The organism is Glutamicibacter sp. 0426, assembly GCF_001906485.1.
Classification (GTDB): Bacteria; Actinomycetota; Actinomycetes; order Actinomycetales; family Micrococcaceae; genus Glutamicibacter; species Glutamicibacter nicotianae.
This window is the reverse complement of the sequence record NZ_MPBI01000002.1, coordinates 138,098-154,201: the sequence shown is the minus strand read 5'-3', so window position 1 is coordinate 154,201 and position 16,104 is coordinate 138,098. Positions and strand designations below refer to the sequence as shown.

Annotated in this window: 12 protein-coding genes and 1 riboswitch; of the genes, 4 read left to right on the top strand and 8 right to left on the bottom strand. The window is 57.2% G+C overall.

Going from position 1 to position 16,104, the window contains the following annotated elements:
• Positions 1–15 precede the first annotated feature (15 nt).
• The 4 genes from BKX98_RS06215 to BKX98_RS06200 form a co-directional block, all read right to left on the bottom strand.
• The gene (locus BKX98_RS06215; RefSeq protein ID WP_143181042.1) at positions 16–339 is read right to left on the bottom strand and encodes a hypothetical protein; all 324 of its coding nucleotides are present in this window, start codon (positions 337–339) and stop codon (positions 16–18) included.
• A gap of 193 nt (positions 340–532) precedes the next feature.
• Positions 533–1,738 (bottom strand): cystathionine gamma-synthase, encoded by a 1,206-nt coding sequence (locus tag BKX98_RS06210; protein WP_073706567.1) that lies wholly within the window; start codon positions 1,736–1,738, stop codon positions 533–535.
• The gene (locus BKX98_RS06205) at positions 1,735–3,042 is read right to left on the bottom strand and encodes an O-acetylhomoserine aminocarboxypropyltransferase/cysteine synthase family protein (protein ID WP_073706566.1); all 1,308 of its coding nucleotides are present in this window, start codon (positions 3,040–3,042) and stop codon (positions 1,735–1,737) included. Before BKX98_RS06205 ends, BKX98_RS06210 begins: the two co-directional genes overlap by 4 nt.
• A 60-nt stretch (positions 3,043–3,102) precedes the next feature.
• Positions 3,103–3,193, bottom strand: a riboswitch (SAM riboswitch).
• Positions 3,194–3,412: 219 nt separating this feature from the next.
• Complete coding sequence (locus BKX98_RS06200) at positions 3,413–4,354, bottom strand: LysR family transcriptional regulator (RefSeq protein WP_073706565.1); 942 nt, start codon at positions 4,352–4,354, stop codon at positions 3,413–3,415.
• A gap of 121 nt (positions 4,355–4,475) precedes the next feature.
• Here BKX98_RS06200 and BKX98_RS06195 point away from each other — a divergent pair, with 121 nt between their 5' ends.
• From BKX98_RS06195 to BKX98_RS06185, 3 genes are all read left to right on the top strand, one after another.
• On the top strand, positions 4,476–5,468 hold the full coding sequence (locus BKX98_RS06195; protein WP_073706827.1) for a putative oxygenase MesX: 993 nt from the start codon (positions 4,476–4,478) through the stop codon (positions 5,466–5,468).
• 31 nt (positions 5,469–5,499) lie between these two features.
• Complete coding sequence (locus BKX98_RS06190; protein WP_073706564.1) at positions 5,500–6,540, top strand: methionine synthase; 1,041 nt, start codon at positions 5,500–5,502, stop codon at positions 6,538–6,540.
• 123 nt (positions 6,541–6,663) lie between these two features.
• Entirely contained in the window at positions 6,664–7,266 is a 603-nt protein-coding gene (locus BKX98_RS06185; protein WP_143181041.1) for a hypothetical protein, read from the top strand.
• Between the two features lie 1,302 nt (positions 7,267–8,568).
• Here BKX98_RS06185 and BKX98_RS06175 read toward each other — a convergent pair.
• Genes BKX98_RS06175 through BKX98_RS06160 form a run of 4 tightly spaced genes read right to left on the bottom strand, consistent with a single transcriptional unit; the run spans position 8,569 to position 15,201 of the window.
• Complete coding sequence (locus BKX98_RS06175) at positions 8,569–11,610, bottom strand: type I restriction endonuclease subunit R (RefSeq protein ID WP_073706561.1); 3,042 nt, start codon at positions 11,608–11,610, stop codon at positions 8,569–8,571.
• Positions 11,607–12,449, bottom strand: a complete 843-nt coding sequence (locus tag BKX98_RS06170) for a GIY-YIG nuclease family protein (RefSeq protein WP_073706560.1) — start codon at positions 12,447–12,449, stop codon at positions 11,607–11,609. Before BKX98_RS06170 ends, BKX98_RS06175 begins: the two co-directional genes overlap by 4 nt.
• Positions 12,446–13,648: a restriction endonuclease subunit S gene (locus BKX98_RS06165; RefSeq protein ID WP_073706559.1), complete on the bottom strand. Its 1,203-nt coding sequence runs from the start codon at positions 13,646–13,648 to the stop codon at positions 12,446–12,448. The genes BKX98_RS06170 and BKX98_RS06165 overlap by 4 nt, the downstream gene beginning before the upstream one ends.
• Positions 13,645–15,201 (bottom strand): type I restriction-modification system subunit M, encoded by a 1,557-nt coding sequence (locus BKX98_RS06160; RefSeq protein ID WP_369826765.1) that lies wholly within the window; start codon positions 15,199–15,201, stop codon positions 13,645–13,647. The genes BKX98_RS06165 and BKX98_RS06160 overlap by 4 nt, the downstream gene beginning before the upstream one ends.
• Positions 15,202–15,503: 302 nt before the next feature.
• Between BKX98_RS06160 and BKX98_RS06155 the strand changes: the two genes are divergently transcribed.
• Positions 15,504–16,085, top strand: a complete 582-nt coding sequence (locus tag BKX98_RS06155; RefSeq protein WP_073706557.1) for a YdeI family protein — start codon at positions 15,504–15,506, stop codon at positions 16,083–16,085.
• Positions 16,086–16,104: the final 19 nt, after the last annotated feature.

Here is a 16,104-nt window from a genome sequence, read left to right as displayed (position 1 = left end):
AAACCAATCGCTTTGCTAAATCTGGAAATCCCTTGCCTCATAGAGGTTCCGTACTTTAGCTGCGGCACGCTGCGGAACACCGGTCATCTTGACCCGCAATGCAACCGCCAGCACATCGAGAACGATGACCATCAGCAAGGAACCGTGCGCTGCCAACCACATCAATTCGGAATTCGGAAGCATCTGGCTTGGATCCATGCTGGACTCCGATTCCATACGGCTAATGGCGACACCGTCGGCAATCAGCCAAAGGACAAAGAAGGCCACCACGGTGACGTTCAAACCGACCATGGCTACCGCACCCGCGATACTAAGTGTTTTCATTGGATTTTGCGACATGTTCGGCTCCCGGGAGGCAGTTGGCATTCTGGTTCCCCGTTCACGGTGACCGGAGACCATCACTTTTGGAACCCAGTGTTCCTTGCCTGACGTGTGCCACAGGCGCGAATCGCCTGAAATGTGCAAACGGTTTGCCGTCGAATTGTGCACGTGGGCCTTCCCATTCAGAAGGCCCGCGTGCAGCAACGACAGGTCAGGCGGTAGCCAGGCTGCGGTGCTGGGTGCTGTCGGCCTCGGAAGCCTTCGCGGCCGCGGCCAGCCCGCGTTCCAGATCGGCAATCAGGTCCTCGGGCTCCTCGATGCCCACCGAGAGGCGGACCAAGTTCGCTGGAATCTCCAGCGGTGTGCCGATCAGCGAAGCGTGGGTCATTTCGCGCGGATAGCAGACCAGGGATTCAACCCCACCCAGGGACACCGAAAGCTGGAAGTATTCCATGGACTCGGCGAAGGCGCGGGCTGCCGCTTCATCGGAGAGCTGCAGTGAGAGGATCCCGCCGAAACCGCGCTGCTGGCGCTTGGCGAGCTCGTGGCCCGGATGGCTTTCCAGCCCGGGATAGTAGACGCGGGTCACCTCGGGACGGTCATCGAGCCAGCGGGCCAGGGTGGTTGCGGTGGCGCAGTGGCGTTCCATGCGCAGGCCCAGGGTCTTCAGCCCGCGGGCGGCCAGGTAGGAATCCTGCGGACCGGAGACCGCTCCCCCGGCGAACTGCTGGTAGCCGACGGCTTCGGCCAGCGATTGGCCGCGGTGCAGGTGGTCGGCCACGATGACCGCGCCGCCGAGGACGTCGGAGTGCCCCCCAATGTACTTGGTGGTCGAGTGCACCACCGCGTGCGCTCCGAAGTCCAGTGGCCGCTGCAGGTACGGGGTGGCGAAAGTGTTGTCCACCACCAGCAGGGCGCCGTGCTCGGCGGCGATTGCGGCCCAGCCGGCCAGATCGGCGATGCCCAGCAACGGGTTGGACGGGGTTTCCACCCAAAGCAGCGCGGTGTTCGGGCGCAGCGCGGCGCGCACCGCCTCCAGGTTGGTGATGTCCACCGCCGAGGAGCTGATCCCCCATTTGCCGTGCAGCTTCGAGATCAGCCGGTTGGTGCCGCCGTAGCCGTCGGCGCCCAGCACGATGTGGTCGCCCGGCTCAAGCACTGCGCGCAATAGCGCATCTTCGGCGGCGATGCCCGAGGCGAAGGAGAAGCCGGCGGCGCCGCCTTCCAGCGCGGCGAGCTGGGATTCGAAGCCGTTGCGGGTCGGGTTGGAGCCGCGCGAGTACTCGTGCCCGGCGCGCAGCACGTTGATGCCGTCCTGGATGAAGGTGCTGGTCTGGTAGATCGGCGGGATCACCGCACCGGTGTGCGGGTCCTTGTGCTGGCCGGCGTGCACGGCCTGGGTGTTGAAGCCGCTCATGCGAAGCTCACTTCCTTGGTGTCGGCGGTGGTCGCGGCCAGCGCGAGATCCAGCGACTGGGTGATATCTGCGAGCAGGTCGGCCGGGTCTTCCAGGCCCACCGACAGGCGCAGGGTGGAGGTGTTCAGCCCGGCGGCTGCCAGCTGCGCTTCGGAGAGCCGGCAGTGCGTCATGGTGGCCGGGTGGGCGACCATGGTGCGGGTATCGCCCACATTCGCGGCCAGGCTGATCAGCTTGAGCCCGTCGATCACCGGGGAAACCAGGGATGGGTGGGCCAGCTCGATGGCCAGCACGCAGCCGGTGCCCTTCGGCGCTAGCGTCCGGGCCAGCTCGTGGCTGGGGTGCTCGGGCAGCGCGGGGTGGTGGATGGCGGCAATGCCCGGATACTCGGCAAGCGCGTCGATCAGCCTGGTGACGCTGCGCTGCACGTGGGCCGCGCGCACCGGCAGGGTCTCGATGCCTGCGAGGATGCCCTGGGCGCTGGCCGGGGCGAGGGCCGGGCCCAGGTCGTGCAGGAACTTGGAGCGCACCAGCATCGCGTAGGCCGCCGGCCCGTGGCGCTCGAGCAGCGACGTGCCATTCAGCCGCACCCGCGGCGCGGCGATCTGCGGCCAGCGGGAGGAATCGGAGAAGTCGAAGGTTCCCGAATCCACCACTACCCCGCCAAGCACCGAGCCGTGCCCGGCCAGCCCCTTGGTGGCCGAGTGCACCACGATGTCCGCGCCGAGTTCCAGCGGGCGCACATTCAGCGGGGTGGCCAGGGTGTTGTCCACCACCACCGGGATGTTGCGCTCGTGCGCGATCGCCGCAATGGCCGGGATATCGGCCACGGTGCACAGCGGGTTGGACACGGACTCGAAGAAGAACGCCCGGGTGTCCTCCTCGATGGCCGCGGCCCAGGCGGCCGGATCGGCCTGGTCGACAAAGCTGACGCGGATCCCGAAGTCGGCGAAGGTGTCGGTGAACAGGTCCACGGTGCCGCCGTACAGCGAGGAGGAAGCCACAATGTGCCTGGGTCCCTGGGTCAGCGCCAGCAAGGACAACGCCACCGCGGACTGGCCGGTGGCGGTGGCTACCGCCTGGGCCCCGCCTTCCAGCGCGGCCACGCGCTGCTCGAGGATGGACACGGTGGGGTTGCCGGTGCGCGAGTAGGTGAAGCCTGCCTGTCGCAGCGCGAACTTCTCCACCGCTTCGGCGTGCGATGCGAATTGGTAGGCCGCGGAATTGTGCAGCGGCGGCAGCATCGGGCGGAACTCTCCGCTCGGGCGGTACCCTGCGTGCACCGCGTCGGTTTCCTGGCTCATTGCTCCTCCTCGTTGTCTGCGAGGGAGTGCACCGGACACCGAAGCCACGGGTCCGGAACTGCTCCATCGGTTCTGGCGGTAGCACCTTTCGGTTTCCCGATGGTTGCTGCGGCGTCGTCGAGCCAGATCTCTCGGCCGCTCTTGATGGGTTGTTCTTCCATGGTTGGGCATCGGCCGCGAACCGGGCAAGCGGCCCGAATCGCTGAGCTTCACAGAACGCCGCCGCGCTTCATATGTCGCCGAATTGTCATGATGACGTAAGGGCGCAAACCCTTATGTGACGCACCAAGGAAGCAAGAATCCTTGAAATCCCAGGGTTTTCACCCGCACGCATGACAGAGCACCAAATTTCAATGACCGGAGATGACGCTCAGCCCAGGACTTCGACTCCGAATCCGGCCACCACCGCGCGCACCTCGTCCAGGTAGCGCCGGGCCTGCTCGGTGAGCGGGATGGCGGCGTGGTCAATCCAGCCGACATCGATGCGCTCCTCGACAGCCAGCGGGATGGAGACAATGGAGGGATCCAGCTCGTCGCTGATGATGCCGGTGGAGATGGTGTACCCGCCCAGACCGATCATCAGGTTGAAGATCGTGGCGCGGTCCGAGACCTGGATTTCACGCTGGCTGGAGCGGGTGGAGAGGATCTCCTCGGCGAAGTAGAAGGAGTTGTTCGCGCCCTGGTCGAAGGTCAGCCGCGGCAAATCTTCGAGATCTTCGAGAGACACCAGGGTTCGGGAGGCCAGCGGGTTGCTGCGGGCAACGAAGATGTGCGGCTGGGAGCGGAAGAGCGGGTGGAATACCAGCCGGGATTCGCGCAGCAGCTTCTCGATGACCTTGCGGTTGAAGTCGTTGAGGTAGAGGATCCCGATCTCGCTGCGCAGCGTGCGCACATCCTCGATGATCTGCTCGGTGCGGGTCTCGCGCAGCGAGAACTCGTACTCGTCGGCGCCGCTGGCCTGGACCATCCGCACGAAGGCATCCACCGCGAAGGAGTAGTGCTGGGTGGAGACACCCAGCAGCCGGCGAGCCGAGGGACGGCCGAGATAGCGGTGCTCTAGCAGCTCGACCTGCTCAAGGACCTGCCGGGCGTAGCCGAGGAATTCGGCGCCGTCGCTGGTGAGCGTGATGCCCCGGGCGGAGCGGATGAGCAGCGTGCGCCCCACCCGCGCTTCGAGCTCCTTCATCGCCGCGGACATGCTCGGCTGGGCGACGTACAAAAGGTCGGCGGCAGCCGAGATGGATCCCTCGGCCGCGACCGTGGTGAAGTAGCGCAATTGCTGCAGTGTCAGACCGCTCGTTCCCTGAACCATAGTTTGAGTCTATAGGAATCCATAGTTAGACAGAGTTACCTGATATCAAAAATGCCATGCATGATTGACGCATCGACGTTCTTCCGGCCGCTTCCGGCCGCTGACCAACAGATTGGCCGCCATGCCAGACGCATTGACCTTCAGCATTTCAAGCACAGAATTCAACGAAAACTACACTCCTTCGCCGGACTCGCGACTCACCACGAACTTCGCCAATCTGGCCCGCGGTGAGCACTGCCAGCAGAATTTGCGCAACGCTCTGACGATGATCAACCGGCGCTTCAATTCGCTGGCCCACTGGGACAATCCCGACGGCGAGCGCTACTCGGTGGAGCTGGAAATCATCTCCGCCAATGTGCACTTCGACTCGGAGCAGGGCGCGCAGGACTTCCCACTGCTGGAGATGCTGGACACCAGCATCCTGGACCGCAAAACCGGTGTGCGCAGCCCCGGCATCATCGGCAATAATTTTTCTTCTTATGTGCGTGACTACGACTTCAGCGTCGTGCTGCCCGAATCCATCGACGCCGACGGCAAGCCGGTGCCTCCAGCGGATTTCGGCGACCTGCACGGTAGGCTTTTCGAGCATTTCCTGAATTCCGCGGCCTACCGCGAGTGCTTTGAGCAGCTGCCGGTCATCTGCATCAGCGTCTCCACTTCCAAGATCTACCGCCGCAACGGCAACCGCCACCCGGTGCTGGGCTGGGAGTACCGCCAGGACGAGGACTCGCTGACCGACACCTACTTCGCGAAGATGGGGCTGCGAGTGCGCTACTTCATGCCCGAGGGGTCCGTCGCACCACTGGCCTTCTACTTCCGCGGCGATCTGCTGGCCGACTACACCGATCTGCAGCTGATCAGCCTGATCAGCACCATGGAAACCTTCCAGAAGATCTACCGTCCGGAGATCTACAACGCGAATTCGGCGGCACCTGCGATCTACCGGCCAAGCCTCGGCGCGCAGGACTTCTCGCCAACGCGTATCTATTATGACCGCGAGGAACGCACCCAGTTGGGCAAGATCCAGGGCAAGTTCACCAAGGAGCACTTCATCGCTCCGCACCGCGAACTGCTCGACTCCTGGGCCGCCAACTGTGCAGTCCCTGCCGCCTAATCACCTACCTTCAGAATCCAAAGGACCAGTTATGACCAATTCCCTGCTTCCCACCTCTATCGTCGGCTCCCTGCCTAAACCTTCATGGCTTTCCGAGACCGAGACCCTGTGGTCTCCATGGAAGCTGGAAGGAGCAGCGCTGGCCGAGGGCAAGCAGGACGCGATGCGGGCCGCGGTGCTGGAGCAGACCCGTCGCGGCATCGACATCATTTCCGATGGAGAGCAGACCCGGCAGCACTTCGTGACCACCTTCATCGAGCACCTGTCAGGCGTTGATTTCGAGAATAAACAGACTGTGTTGATCCGCGATCGCTATGAGGCCAGCGTGCCCAGCGTTGTCGGCGCGGTAGAGCGTAAGGCCCCGGTATTCGTAGAGGATGCGAAGTTCCTGCGCACACTGACTGACCGGCAGATCAAGTGGACCCTGCCTGGCCCGATGACCATGGTGGATACCCTGCATGACAGCTACTACGGCAGCCGGGAGAAGCTAGCCTGGGAGTTCGCTGCCATCCTGAACCAGGAAGCCAAAGAACTGGAAGCCGCCGGAGTGGATGTCATCCAATTCGACGAGCCGGCGTTCAACGTGTTCTTCGACGAGGTAGCTGAATGGGGCGTAGCCGCTCTGGAGCGCGCCTGCGAGGGACTGAAAGCGGAAACTGTGGCGCATATTTGCTTCGGCTACGGCATCAAGGCGAACAATGACTGGAAGGCGACGCTGGGCACCCAGTGGCGTCACTATGAGAAGTCGTTCCCGTTGCTGCAGCGCTCATCCATTGACACCATTTCCCTGGAATCCCACCGCTCGAATGTCCCCCTGGAGGTCGTGGAACTGGTGCGTGGCAAGCGGGTCATGCTCGGCGCGATCGACGTGGCCAACCAGCAGATCGAAACCGCGGACGAAGTGGCAGAAACCCTGCGCAAGGCGCTGGAATACGTGGATGCGGACAAACTGATCCCAAGCACCAACTGCGGCATGGCACCGTTCCCCCGAGATGTGGCACTTGCCAAGCTCAGCGCACTGAGCGCTGGGGCTGCAGTGCTGCGTGAGGAGCTTTCCGGCGTTCGCGTCTAAGGCGCTGCAACCCTTTTTCTCTAACAAGAAATAGGCAAGTACCGGTGCGATTCAGTTCGTGGAGCAATACAACATGGTATGAATCGTTATATGACGAGATGCGAAGTAAATAACCTATCTGACATGGACCTGTTGATTTGTACTCACGTTGTCGACCAAGGGACTGATTGGCCGCAAGTGATTATGACAGGTCTAGGCGTTTTGGTTGCGGCTATCGTTGCCATCTTTGTGGGATCAAACCAACATAGGGCGCAAGTACTTCAACGTGCACGACAAGGCGTCGCCAACTTTCTCACAGCTGCAGATCGAACTTTCGAGCAAATGACCCTTGCCTACGATAGCGGCCAGGTAAATCCAGATAGTTGGAAGACCTCATATGGGGAAATGGAAGCTGCTGCGAACATAGTTCGCCTCACTGCACCGGATCGCATATATCAGGAAGCCGTAGCGTTAGAGGGAAACTTGCAACAGATCGAACTATGGCTTACCAAAAAGTGGCCAGACGCCAATGACTACTCGGATCCAAACAGTCTCGTATGCCGCATAAGTCAACACTCCGAGATAAAACAGAGGGTGGTCGCCGGTGCCGTCAATTACACATGGTTTGCTAAACGAAAGGCAGCTTTTCTAGATAACTTTGAGAGAAATAGAGAGCTACGCCGAATGCGCAAAGCCGGCATCGAAGGATGTGTGGATGGTCCTTCGTTCTATGATAGGAGCTCCTAAATCACTTGAAGGTGTGTTTCGGCAACTTCGGTTAGGCCATTAAAGCGGTCAGTCTGGTCCATTTCAGTGGCCTAATGTAGGCCATTTCAGCGCACGTGTGCCAGCCGCATTTATCACGCGCTGCCCGGCAACCCGGTGCGTGGACTCAGCACCATGATGGGACCACCAATCCCAGAAGCTCATCGTTGGATAAACGTTGCGCGTCGGCCTCCACAACGTTACGTGGCCATGAACCTGACAAGGCTAGTCATGTAAACCAAGCACCTTGGGAACCGGATTGACCTTGCCATGCCAGGTTCATCTGCGGGAACATGCACCGGGGTTCGGTGCCCGATTCTTGGCCATCCGGCACCGGACTGAGTGAGTTGCCAGGCGAGCCCACGATTCCAGGAAATGCCTAGTCAAACGAATTTGTGATGTAGTGCTGAAGTGGCCTGTTTTCGTGCCGAAATGGCCTACCGGCGAGGCGCTTTAATGGCCTACTTCCAAATGCCGAAACACACTTGAAGGCCAGCTAGACGCATAAGCAGAATCAAGAACTCCCCACCTCAATAAATAACATTTTTGTTAGAAGTAGATTATTTACCTTGCAATTTATCGCATCAAAGTTGCAGACAAGCAAACCAAATGGCGAGACGATGTAGAAAGCCAGATTCTTTCTGGCCAACGGCGTGAAGAATTGCATTTATTCGACGCAAGGCTCGTGGATTCATACGGAACTACAAGAAACAGCTTTTAGCCCCGTAGTCCTTTCCACCATCGCGACATTCGCGACATCGCGATTGGGTCAAAACTCGATTGATCGCGGTCGATCATGGAGCGCAATAGATCGAGTCTGTTATCTCCAAACGTCGCCACCACCTCTAGAATTCTCGGGTCCTGAATCGCTGCCCAAATTCCGGTTTTCCATACGGACCACGTTCGGTCTGTAATGAAGCCCCTTTTTCGCAAGTCCAGTTCGTCTTCGCAGAGGGAAACGTAATCACGCATCGCAAGGATTTGGGTTTCGTTCAGCTCGTATTCCGTCCTCCCAATTACAAAATCGGAAGGTAAACGTTCAGTAATGGCCCAATATCGCTGAACATACATATTCTCAAATTCTCGGTGTCGCGAGCTCCTTTCACCGATAATCTGCAGGAAAATAAGTAAAACACCCACACCAGTCACGACAGATACAACGAAGTCGATCCAATCTAGGGCACCGAAACTAGAAAAGTTGTTTATCAATATTTGCTTCTCTTCAATACAGTAACTTTGCTGCCAAAGTGCAATGGTGTGAGGAAATTGGAAGTATGTTGGCTCTTATGCCTGCTCGCGGCGACCTAGTCCGATGAAGCGGTCGAAGAAATCGACCAGCCTATTAATTACGCGTCGCTTCTTCTCGCCATGATTCTTTTCTTTCGAGAATCGAGACACCGGCGGTAGGATCTTCGTTACCTCTGTGCCCGTGGTGCGCAGCACTCCGTCAGTGAACGCCAAATCAACGAATCCTAAAGTTTGCTCACGCTTCAAGTTCTCTGAAGCGATGATCTCCTCAAGCTCGCTCTCGCGCTGTTCCTGCACATATGCCTGCCACTCGTCCTGGACTGAGCCATCCACAGACACAGAGTCCACGAAATTCTCGATTAGATCCTTCTTGTTGCGAAGGGAAGGGCTCGAGTCAATCGCGCGCGAAATCCCAGCACGCAGCTCCTTGTCGTCGCCGTCGCCGCGTTCCTCGCGGTACTTCTGCACGAGCAGCAGGATGTAATCAACGTTGATCTCGACCTGTTTGATCAGCTCAATTTCGAACACCAAATCGGCGGTGATCTGTTCTTTCTCGCCAGCGTCGTGCTTCTTCCGGTCATTCCACAGATCCAGGTACACCGACTGGTAATCCTGGGATTGGCGCTCCGTGAGCACCTCGTTTCCGGCAAACTCATCGAACGAGGTTAAGATGTTCTTCAGTCGAAGGATCTCGCCATAGAGTTTGATGAACTCATTCTGCCCGGATTCACTCTCGATCACCTGACCGGGAACAAATTTCTCCAACAGGTCAGAGACTTTCTGTGCATACTCGCCGTAGTACTCGCGGTACGGTTTGAGCAGCACAATCCCGGCAGCGTCCTTGTTGCCGAACAGGGCAATCGCATCATTCGTCGCTTCTTCCAGATCACGGAAGTTCACGATGTTCCCGTAAGTCTTCACCGAGTTCAAGATACGGTTCGTTCGCGAATACGCCTGAATTAGCCCGTGGGAGCGCAGATTCTTATCCACCCACAACGTATTCATCGTGGTCGCGTCAAAACCAGTGAGGAACATGTTCACCACAATGGCCATGTCCAGGTCACGGTTCTTCAGCCGCAGCGACAAATCCTTGTAGTAGTTCTGGAAGCTGTCCGAACTCGTGTCGTAGCTAGTGCCGAACATCTGGTTATAGTCAGCAATCGCTGCTTCCAGAAATGATCGAGCATCCCCCGAAAGATTCTCGGTTTCAAAACCTTCTTCTTCCAGCACACCATCCTCAGAGTCCGGGTTCGGAGCGTAGGAGAAGATCGTCGCGATCTTCAGCCGGCGATCCGGTGTGAGCTCAGCTTGCTGGCGTTTGAACTCGTTGTAATACGTCCTAGCTGCAGTAATAGATGCAGTGGCAAACAGGGAGTTGAACCCACGCACACGCTTCTCACCGAGCGCGTAGCCCACGGCACGCTTCGTCTTCTGGTCGAAGTGCTCCAAGATATACGAAACCACTTGAGACACGCGCACAGGTGACAGCAGGGCGTTCTCGGTGTCGATAGCCGACACCTGCTTGTCGATGACCGAACCGACCTTCATCGTATTCACATAATCGATACGGAAGGGAAGAACGTTCTGATCTGTGATCGCGTCCTTGATCGTATAGGTGTGCAGCTTCTCACCGAACGCCTGCGCGGTGGTCTTCAACTGTGGGTTGCCGCCGCTGCCGGAGTTCTCAGCGAAAATCGGGGTGCCAGTAAACCCGAACAAGTTATAGCGCTTGAACGCCTTCGTGATGGCCGTGTGCATGTCACCGAACTGGGAGCGGTGGCACTCATCAAAGATCAGCACGATATGGCCTGAGTAGATCTCATGGCCCTTGTTCTTCGCGATGAAGGTTGAGAGTTTTTGAATCGTCGTGATGATGATTTTCTTCGACGGATCTTCCAGCTGCCGCTTCAGTACCGCGGTTGACGTGTTGGAGTTCGCCGAGCCCTTTTCGAACCGGTCGTACTCTTTCATCGTCTGGTAGTCCAGGTCCTTGCGGTCAACGACGAACAGTACCTTGTCCACGCTCTCCAGGCGTGAAGCGAGCTGTGCCGTCTTGAAACTGGTCAGCGTTTTACCGGAGCCGGTGGTATGCCAGACATAACCGCCCGCATCGACGGTGCCCAGCTTCTTATAGTTTGTCGAGATATCGATCTTCTGCAAGATCTTCTCGGTCGCCACAATCTGATACGGACGCATCACCAACAGCAGGCGGTCACTGGTCAGGACGCAGTAGCGGGTTAGGATGTTTAGTAGCGTGTGCTTGGCGAAGAATGTCTTGCCGAAGGCTGTCAGATCTAGAATCGGCTTGTTCTGCGCATCAGCCCACCACGACGTGAACTCGAAACTATTGGACGTCTTCGACTTCTTCTTGGCACCCGTTGCATCGGCAACGTGCTGGCGGCGTGTGGTGTTCGAATAATACTTCGTTTGCGTACCGTTGCTGATCACGAACAGCTGCACATATTCGAACAGGCCGGAGCCAGCCCAGAAACTATCGCGCTGGTACCGATCGATCTGGTTGAACGCCTCGCGGATCGGCACGCCACGGCGCTTCAACTCGATATGCACCATCGGCAAACCATTGACTAGTATCGTCACGTCGTACCGGTTCGAGAAGTTTGCGCCGCCTTCGCCACGGTCCACCGCATACTGGTTGATCACCTGCAAACGGTTGTTGTGGATATTCTGCTTGTCCAGCAAGGTGATGTTCTTCGTCGTGCCATCGTCACGAGTTAACAGCTGGACGTGGTCTTCTTGGATTCGTACCGTCTTTTCGACGATGCCGTCACCGGTGCTGGCGATCCGTTCTTTGAAGAAGCGTTGCCATTCTTCATCCGAGAAGGTGAAACGGTTCAGGGTTTCGAGTTGGGCGCGAAGATTAGCGACGAGGTGCTCCTCGCTCGTTAGCTGCACATACTCGTAGGCTTGGCCTTCGAGTAGGCGAATGAACTCTCGTTCCAGCTGTGCTTCTGACTGATACGAGGACTCCTTGGCAGAATCCGGAACAAACTCAGCTACGACGGTGCTCTCGTTACTAACCGCTATGGTGTCGTATTTGCGTGCCTGTGCTTCGATCATTTGTCTGCCTCCTCCGCTTGTTGTTCCAGCCATTGTTGTCGCAACGTATCGAGTGGCGGGCCAGCGTGGCTGCCGACCTTCCACGTCATCCAACCGTTGGAGGCTTGGCCTTCAAGTACGGTTTTGGCTGCTCGGCTTGGAGATTTATAGGACACACCACGCACTATGATTTCACCGTCTGCCGTGACACTACCTTCGGCTTCCTTGCCTGCCTGGCTCAGGAATAGTGCGTGTCCAGCCTGAAGCAGGCCACTGGACACCAGATCCGCAACAGTGACAGTCTTGCTCGGTTTGGTAGATGGTTTCGAGGTCGATGCCGGCTCTTCGTCTTCGAGCAGCGTTTGCGGGTTACTCCGGCTGATATCCAGGCCAGCCAAGCGCAGCGCGCCCAGGATGCTTTTCACGAACGCATCCAGAGAAATCATCATATGTTTGGGTAGCGTTTCATCGCCGCTGGTCTGACCTTCAACCACGGTGATCTGGTGCAGGGCATTCAGCTCGGCAGCGATGCGGCCTTCCAGGTACCCAATTTCGGCCGTGTTGAACCCGGCCGTGGTGTCACGCTTTACCGCAAGAGCCCGACGCCAGGGAAGTTTTTCCTTGTTGTTGTGCTGTTGCAGTCGGCCGCGTAGCTTGCGTGCTTGGCCCACGTATACGCGATTGGAGCCGTCGTTTGTCATTAGAACGTAGACGCCAGGCTGATCCCAGTCGCTCGACGGCAGGGAGGCCCAGTGCTGGCGATCAAAATACGCCACACGCAGAGCGTGCTCAACGAAGTCAGCAATGATCGGCGCTTCAGTATCCGAAGGAATCTGCACATTCACCGGAGTCGTGCTCATGATGCAGGCTCCAGCTCCTTGAAGGAAAGGAGTTTGTCGCGGTAGTACTCGTACTGCTGACGACGCGCAGCCAACTCAGCGGGTAATCCAGCAGACAGGTCATTCACCAAATCATCGAACTTATCAAGGATATCGACGATTCGCCGCTGCTCATCGAGAGGTGGAACCGGAATCGGAAAATCTTTGACCTTCTTTGCGTTCAGGTTAAATTGCGAACCTTCACCTAATGATTTGAGCTTCTCGTACTGATTTGAAATCCAGTGAAATACATATCGGTATTCTGCGATATTCTCGTTGATCTGAAGGTTGCAACATGCCTGGTTGGTCGTCAGAGGAATTGCATTTATCGCAACTTTCGCAGCAGTTGCACCGTACATTGCAACAATGACGCAATTTTCAGGCACCCACTTCGCCGAAGAGTTGTTCAAACCTTCTTCGGTGATCGATACGCCCGTCTGTGTAATTACGTCAAAATCAACTTCCTGAGTGCGCAGCCAAGGAATATCGCCGCCATAATATGCTGCCGTTCCTGACGAAGGAGTTCCGCCAGAAGAAACTTTGGTGCTGATCGCCCCAAGCGTACTCCATCCTGCAGAAGCTGCAGAGGTCATCAACTCTTTTCGGTAATGCTCATACTGCTGCTTCCGAGCTTCCAGCTCCGCTTCCAGCTCCGCTTCCATTTTACTAAAAGTATCAAGAATACGAACAATTTCACGCTGAATTTCCAACGGAGGAACAGGAATACGATACCTCAAAATCGCATCCTTATTTCCGCGTGGCATCTTCGCGCCCTTTGCGTTCTGCATGTTGTAGGCGAAAAATCCCTCAGAGGACAGAATGTAATAAAGAAACTCTGAACCAAGTGTCTGTTGATACTTCGGATTGATCCGGAGGGCGAGCACATCACCACTGCATCCACCTGAGTTGGTCGCAAGCCACACCTTCTTAAGGTATGGCCGTATATTCCCCAAAAGAATATCTCCCGGCTCATACCCGGTCAGCCGGGCCGTGTTTGGTAGATAGGTAGCATCGACGCGGCCGCCCTTATCAGCGACGAGGTTATCTACGCCGACGAAGTTCGTCTCGTCCAAGTCAACAGCGTCGACCCTAGTACGCGAATAGTCGGCAACTTCAGAAAGATCGACATGACGTATGCCGTTCGGGCAATGCTTTGCTATCAATTCATCAATCTGGCTCACTTCATGCCCTCCAGATCAGCCACAATCGCGTCAATCGAGGTGCGCAGTTCGGCCTGGCGGGCAACGATCTGCTCGATCCGCGCATTCAGTTCGGTAATGTCGATGATTTCGCGGGTGTCTTCAGCTTCGACGTACGATGACACGGCGAGGTTGTAGTCATTCGCAGCGATATCACTGTTCTCAACCAGGGTTGCGAAGTGGTCCGATGATTCACGGTTCGTAAACGCATTAAGTAATGTCTGCTGGTTGGCTTCGCTCAGCTTGTTCTTGTTGCCCCCACGCACGAACTCAGCCGAACCATCAATGAACAGCACGTCGTTGCTCTTCTTCGACTTCTTCAGCACGATGATGCAGGTCGCAATCGTGGTACCAAAGAACAAATCGGCAGGCAGCTGAACCACCGCATCGACATAGTTATTGTCGATCAGGTACTTGCGAATCTTGCGTTCGGCACCACCGCGATACAGCACACCAGGGAACTCAACAATAGCTGCCGTACCGTTGGTCGCCAACCAATGCAGCATATGCATCGTGAACGCCAGGTCTGCCTTCGACTTAGGCGCCAGCACGCCAGCCGGCGCATAGCGTGGATCGTTAATCAGAATCGGATTGGCGTCGCCCTCCCACTTGATCGAATAGGGTGGGTTAGAGACGATCGCTTCAAATGGCTCATCATCCCAGTGGTGCGGATCCAACAATGTGTCACCGAGCGCGAGGTCGAAGTTCTCGTAATTGATGTCGTGCAGGAACATGTTGATGCGAGCGAGGTTGTAGGTGGTGAGGTTGATTTCCTGCCCATAGAACCCACCGACGTTCTCCTTGCCAAGCACCTTCGCAAACTTGAGCAGCAGGGAGCCCGAGCCAGCGGCCGGGTCATAGACCTTATTCACGCGTGTCTTGCCAACAGTCGCGATCTTCGCGAGAAGCTCAGAAACCTCCTGTGGCGTGTAGTACTCGCCGCCAGATTTACCGGCGCTGGAGGCGTACATCTGCATCAGGTACTCGTATGCGTCGCCGAACAGGTCAATGGAATTATCCGAAAACTTGCCACCCAGCGGGAGGTCGCCGATCGCGTCCAGCAGCTTGACCATTTTGGCGTTGCGCTTGGCCACGGTGTTACCGAGCTTGGTGCTGTTGACGTTCAGATCGTCGAACAGGCCTTTGAGATCGTCTTCGCTATCGGTGCCGGTGGCGGAGCCTTCGATGTCGCGGAAGATGCTTTCGAGTGTTTCATTGAGGTTCTCGTCCTGCGGTGCGCGCTTGCGAACATTCTCGAACAGCTCCGAAGGGCGGATGAAGAAACCCTTTTCGTTGACAATTTCCTCACGAGCGAACTCGGCTTCTTCGTCGCTCATCTTGGCAAAATCGAAGTCAGCCGACCCGGCGTCTCGTTCGCCGTCGTTGATGTAAGCCGTCAGGTTTTCGGAAATGAAACGATAGAACAGCATGCCGAGCACATAGGACTTGAAGTCCCAGCCGTCCACCGAACCGCGAAGATCATTGGCTACCTGCCAGATTGTTTTGTGCAGTTCCGCTCGCTGCTGTTCCTTCATTCTATTTGCCATCAACTTTCTCCCGCGCCATCCAAGGCACCAATTAGCATCTGTTTACTTGCAACATTACCCCAGCAAACCTTCAGAATAGGGCGGGGGTTGTCCTTCAACTGTTTGCAGCGTTCACCTAGGGCAATAGGCCCAAGGCCGATTACTGAAACGTCAAAAACTGGTAGTAATTGTGACCTGCCTTGTATTTTTGGATTCAGTATTATTCATAACTACGTTTCCTCGCTAGCGATCTGTTCTCTTCCCTCCCCGCTTATTTTCCAACTCAATCGCCACGCGGCACAATAGTTACCATGGGCTATGACAATCCGCTGATCCTCAAGGACGTCGACGCATGGCGCGCCTGGCTGGATGAAAACGAAGAAACCAGCGACGGGGTGTGGCTGCTCGTAGCCAAGAAAGGCACCACAGAGCCCACCTCACTGATGGTTGCCGACGCACTGCCGGAAGCATTGTGCAGCGGCTGGATCGATGGCCAGCGGCGCAGCAAGGACGAGAAGACGTTCTTGCAGCGCTACACTCCCCGGCGCAAAGCCTCGGTTTGGTCCGAGAAGAATACTCAGTTCGTCCAGGAACTGATCGCTCAGGGCAGGATGCGCCCGCGCGGACAGGCTGAGATCGACAAGGCCAAAGCCGATGGCCGGTGGGACCGCGCCTACCAGGGGCAAGCCACCGCCCAGGTCCCCGAGGATCTGCAGCGCGCACTAGATGCTCAGCCGGCAGCCAAGGCGGCTTTTGAGGCACTGAAGTCCCAGCCGCGTTATCACATCCTGCACCAGCTGATGATCGCCAAGACAGAGAAAACCAGAGCTGCCCGCATTGCCCGTTTCATCACCCAGCTGAACGAGGAAGCTGGACAAACCGGTAGCAGGTGAGTACCGTTTCCGCTAGTCA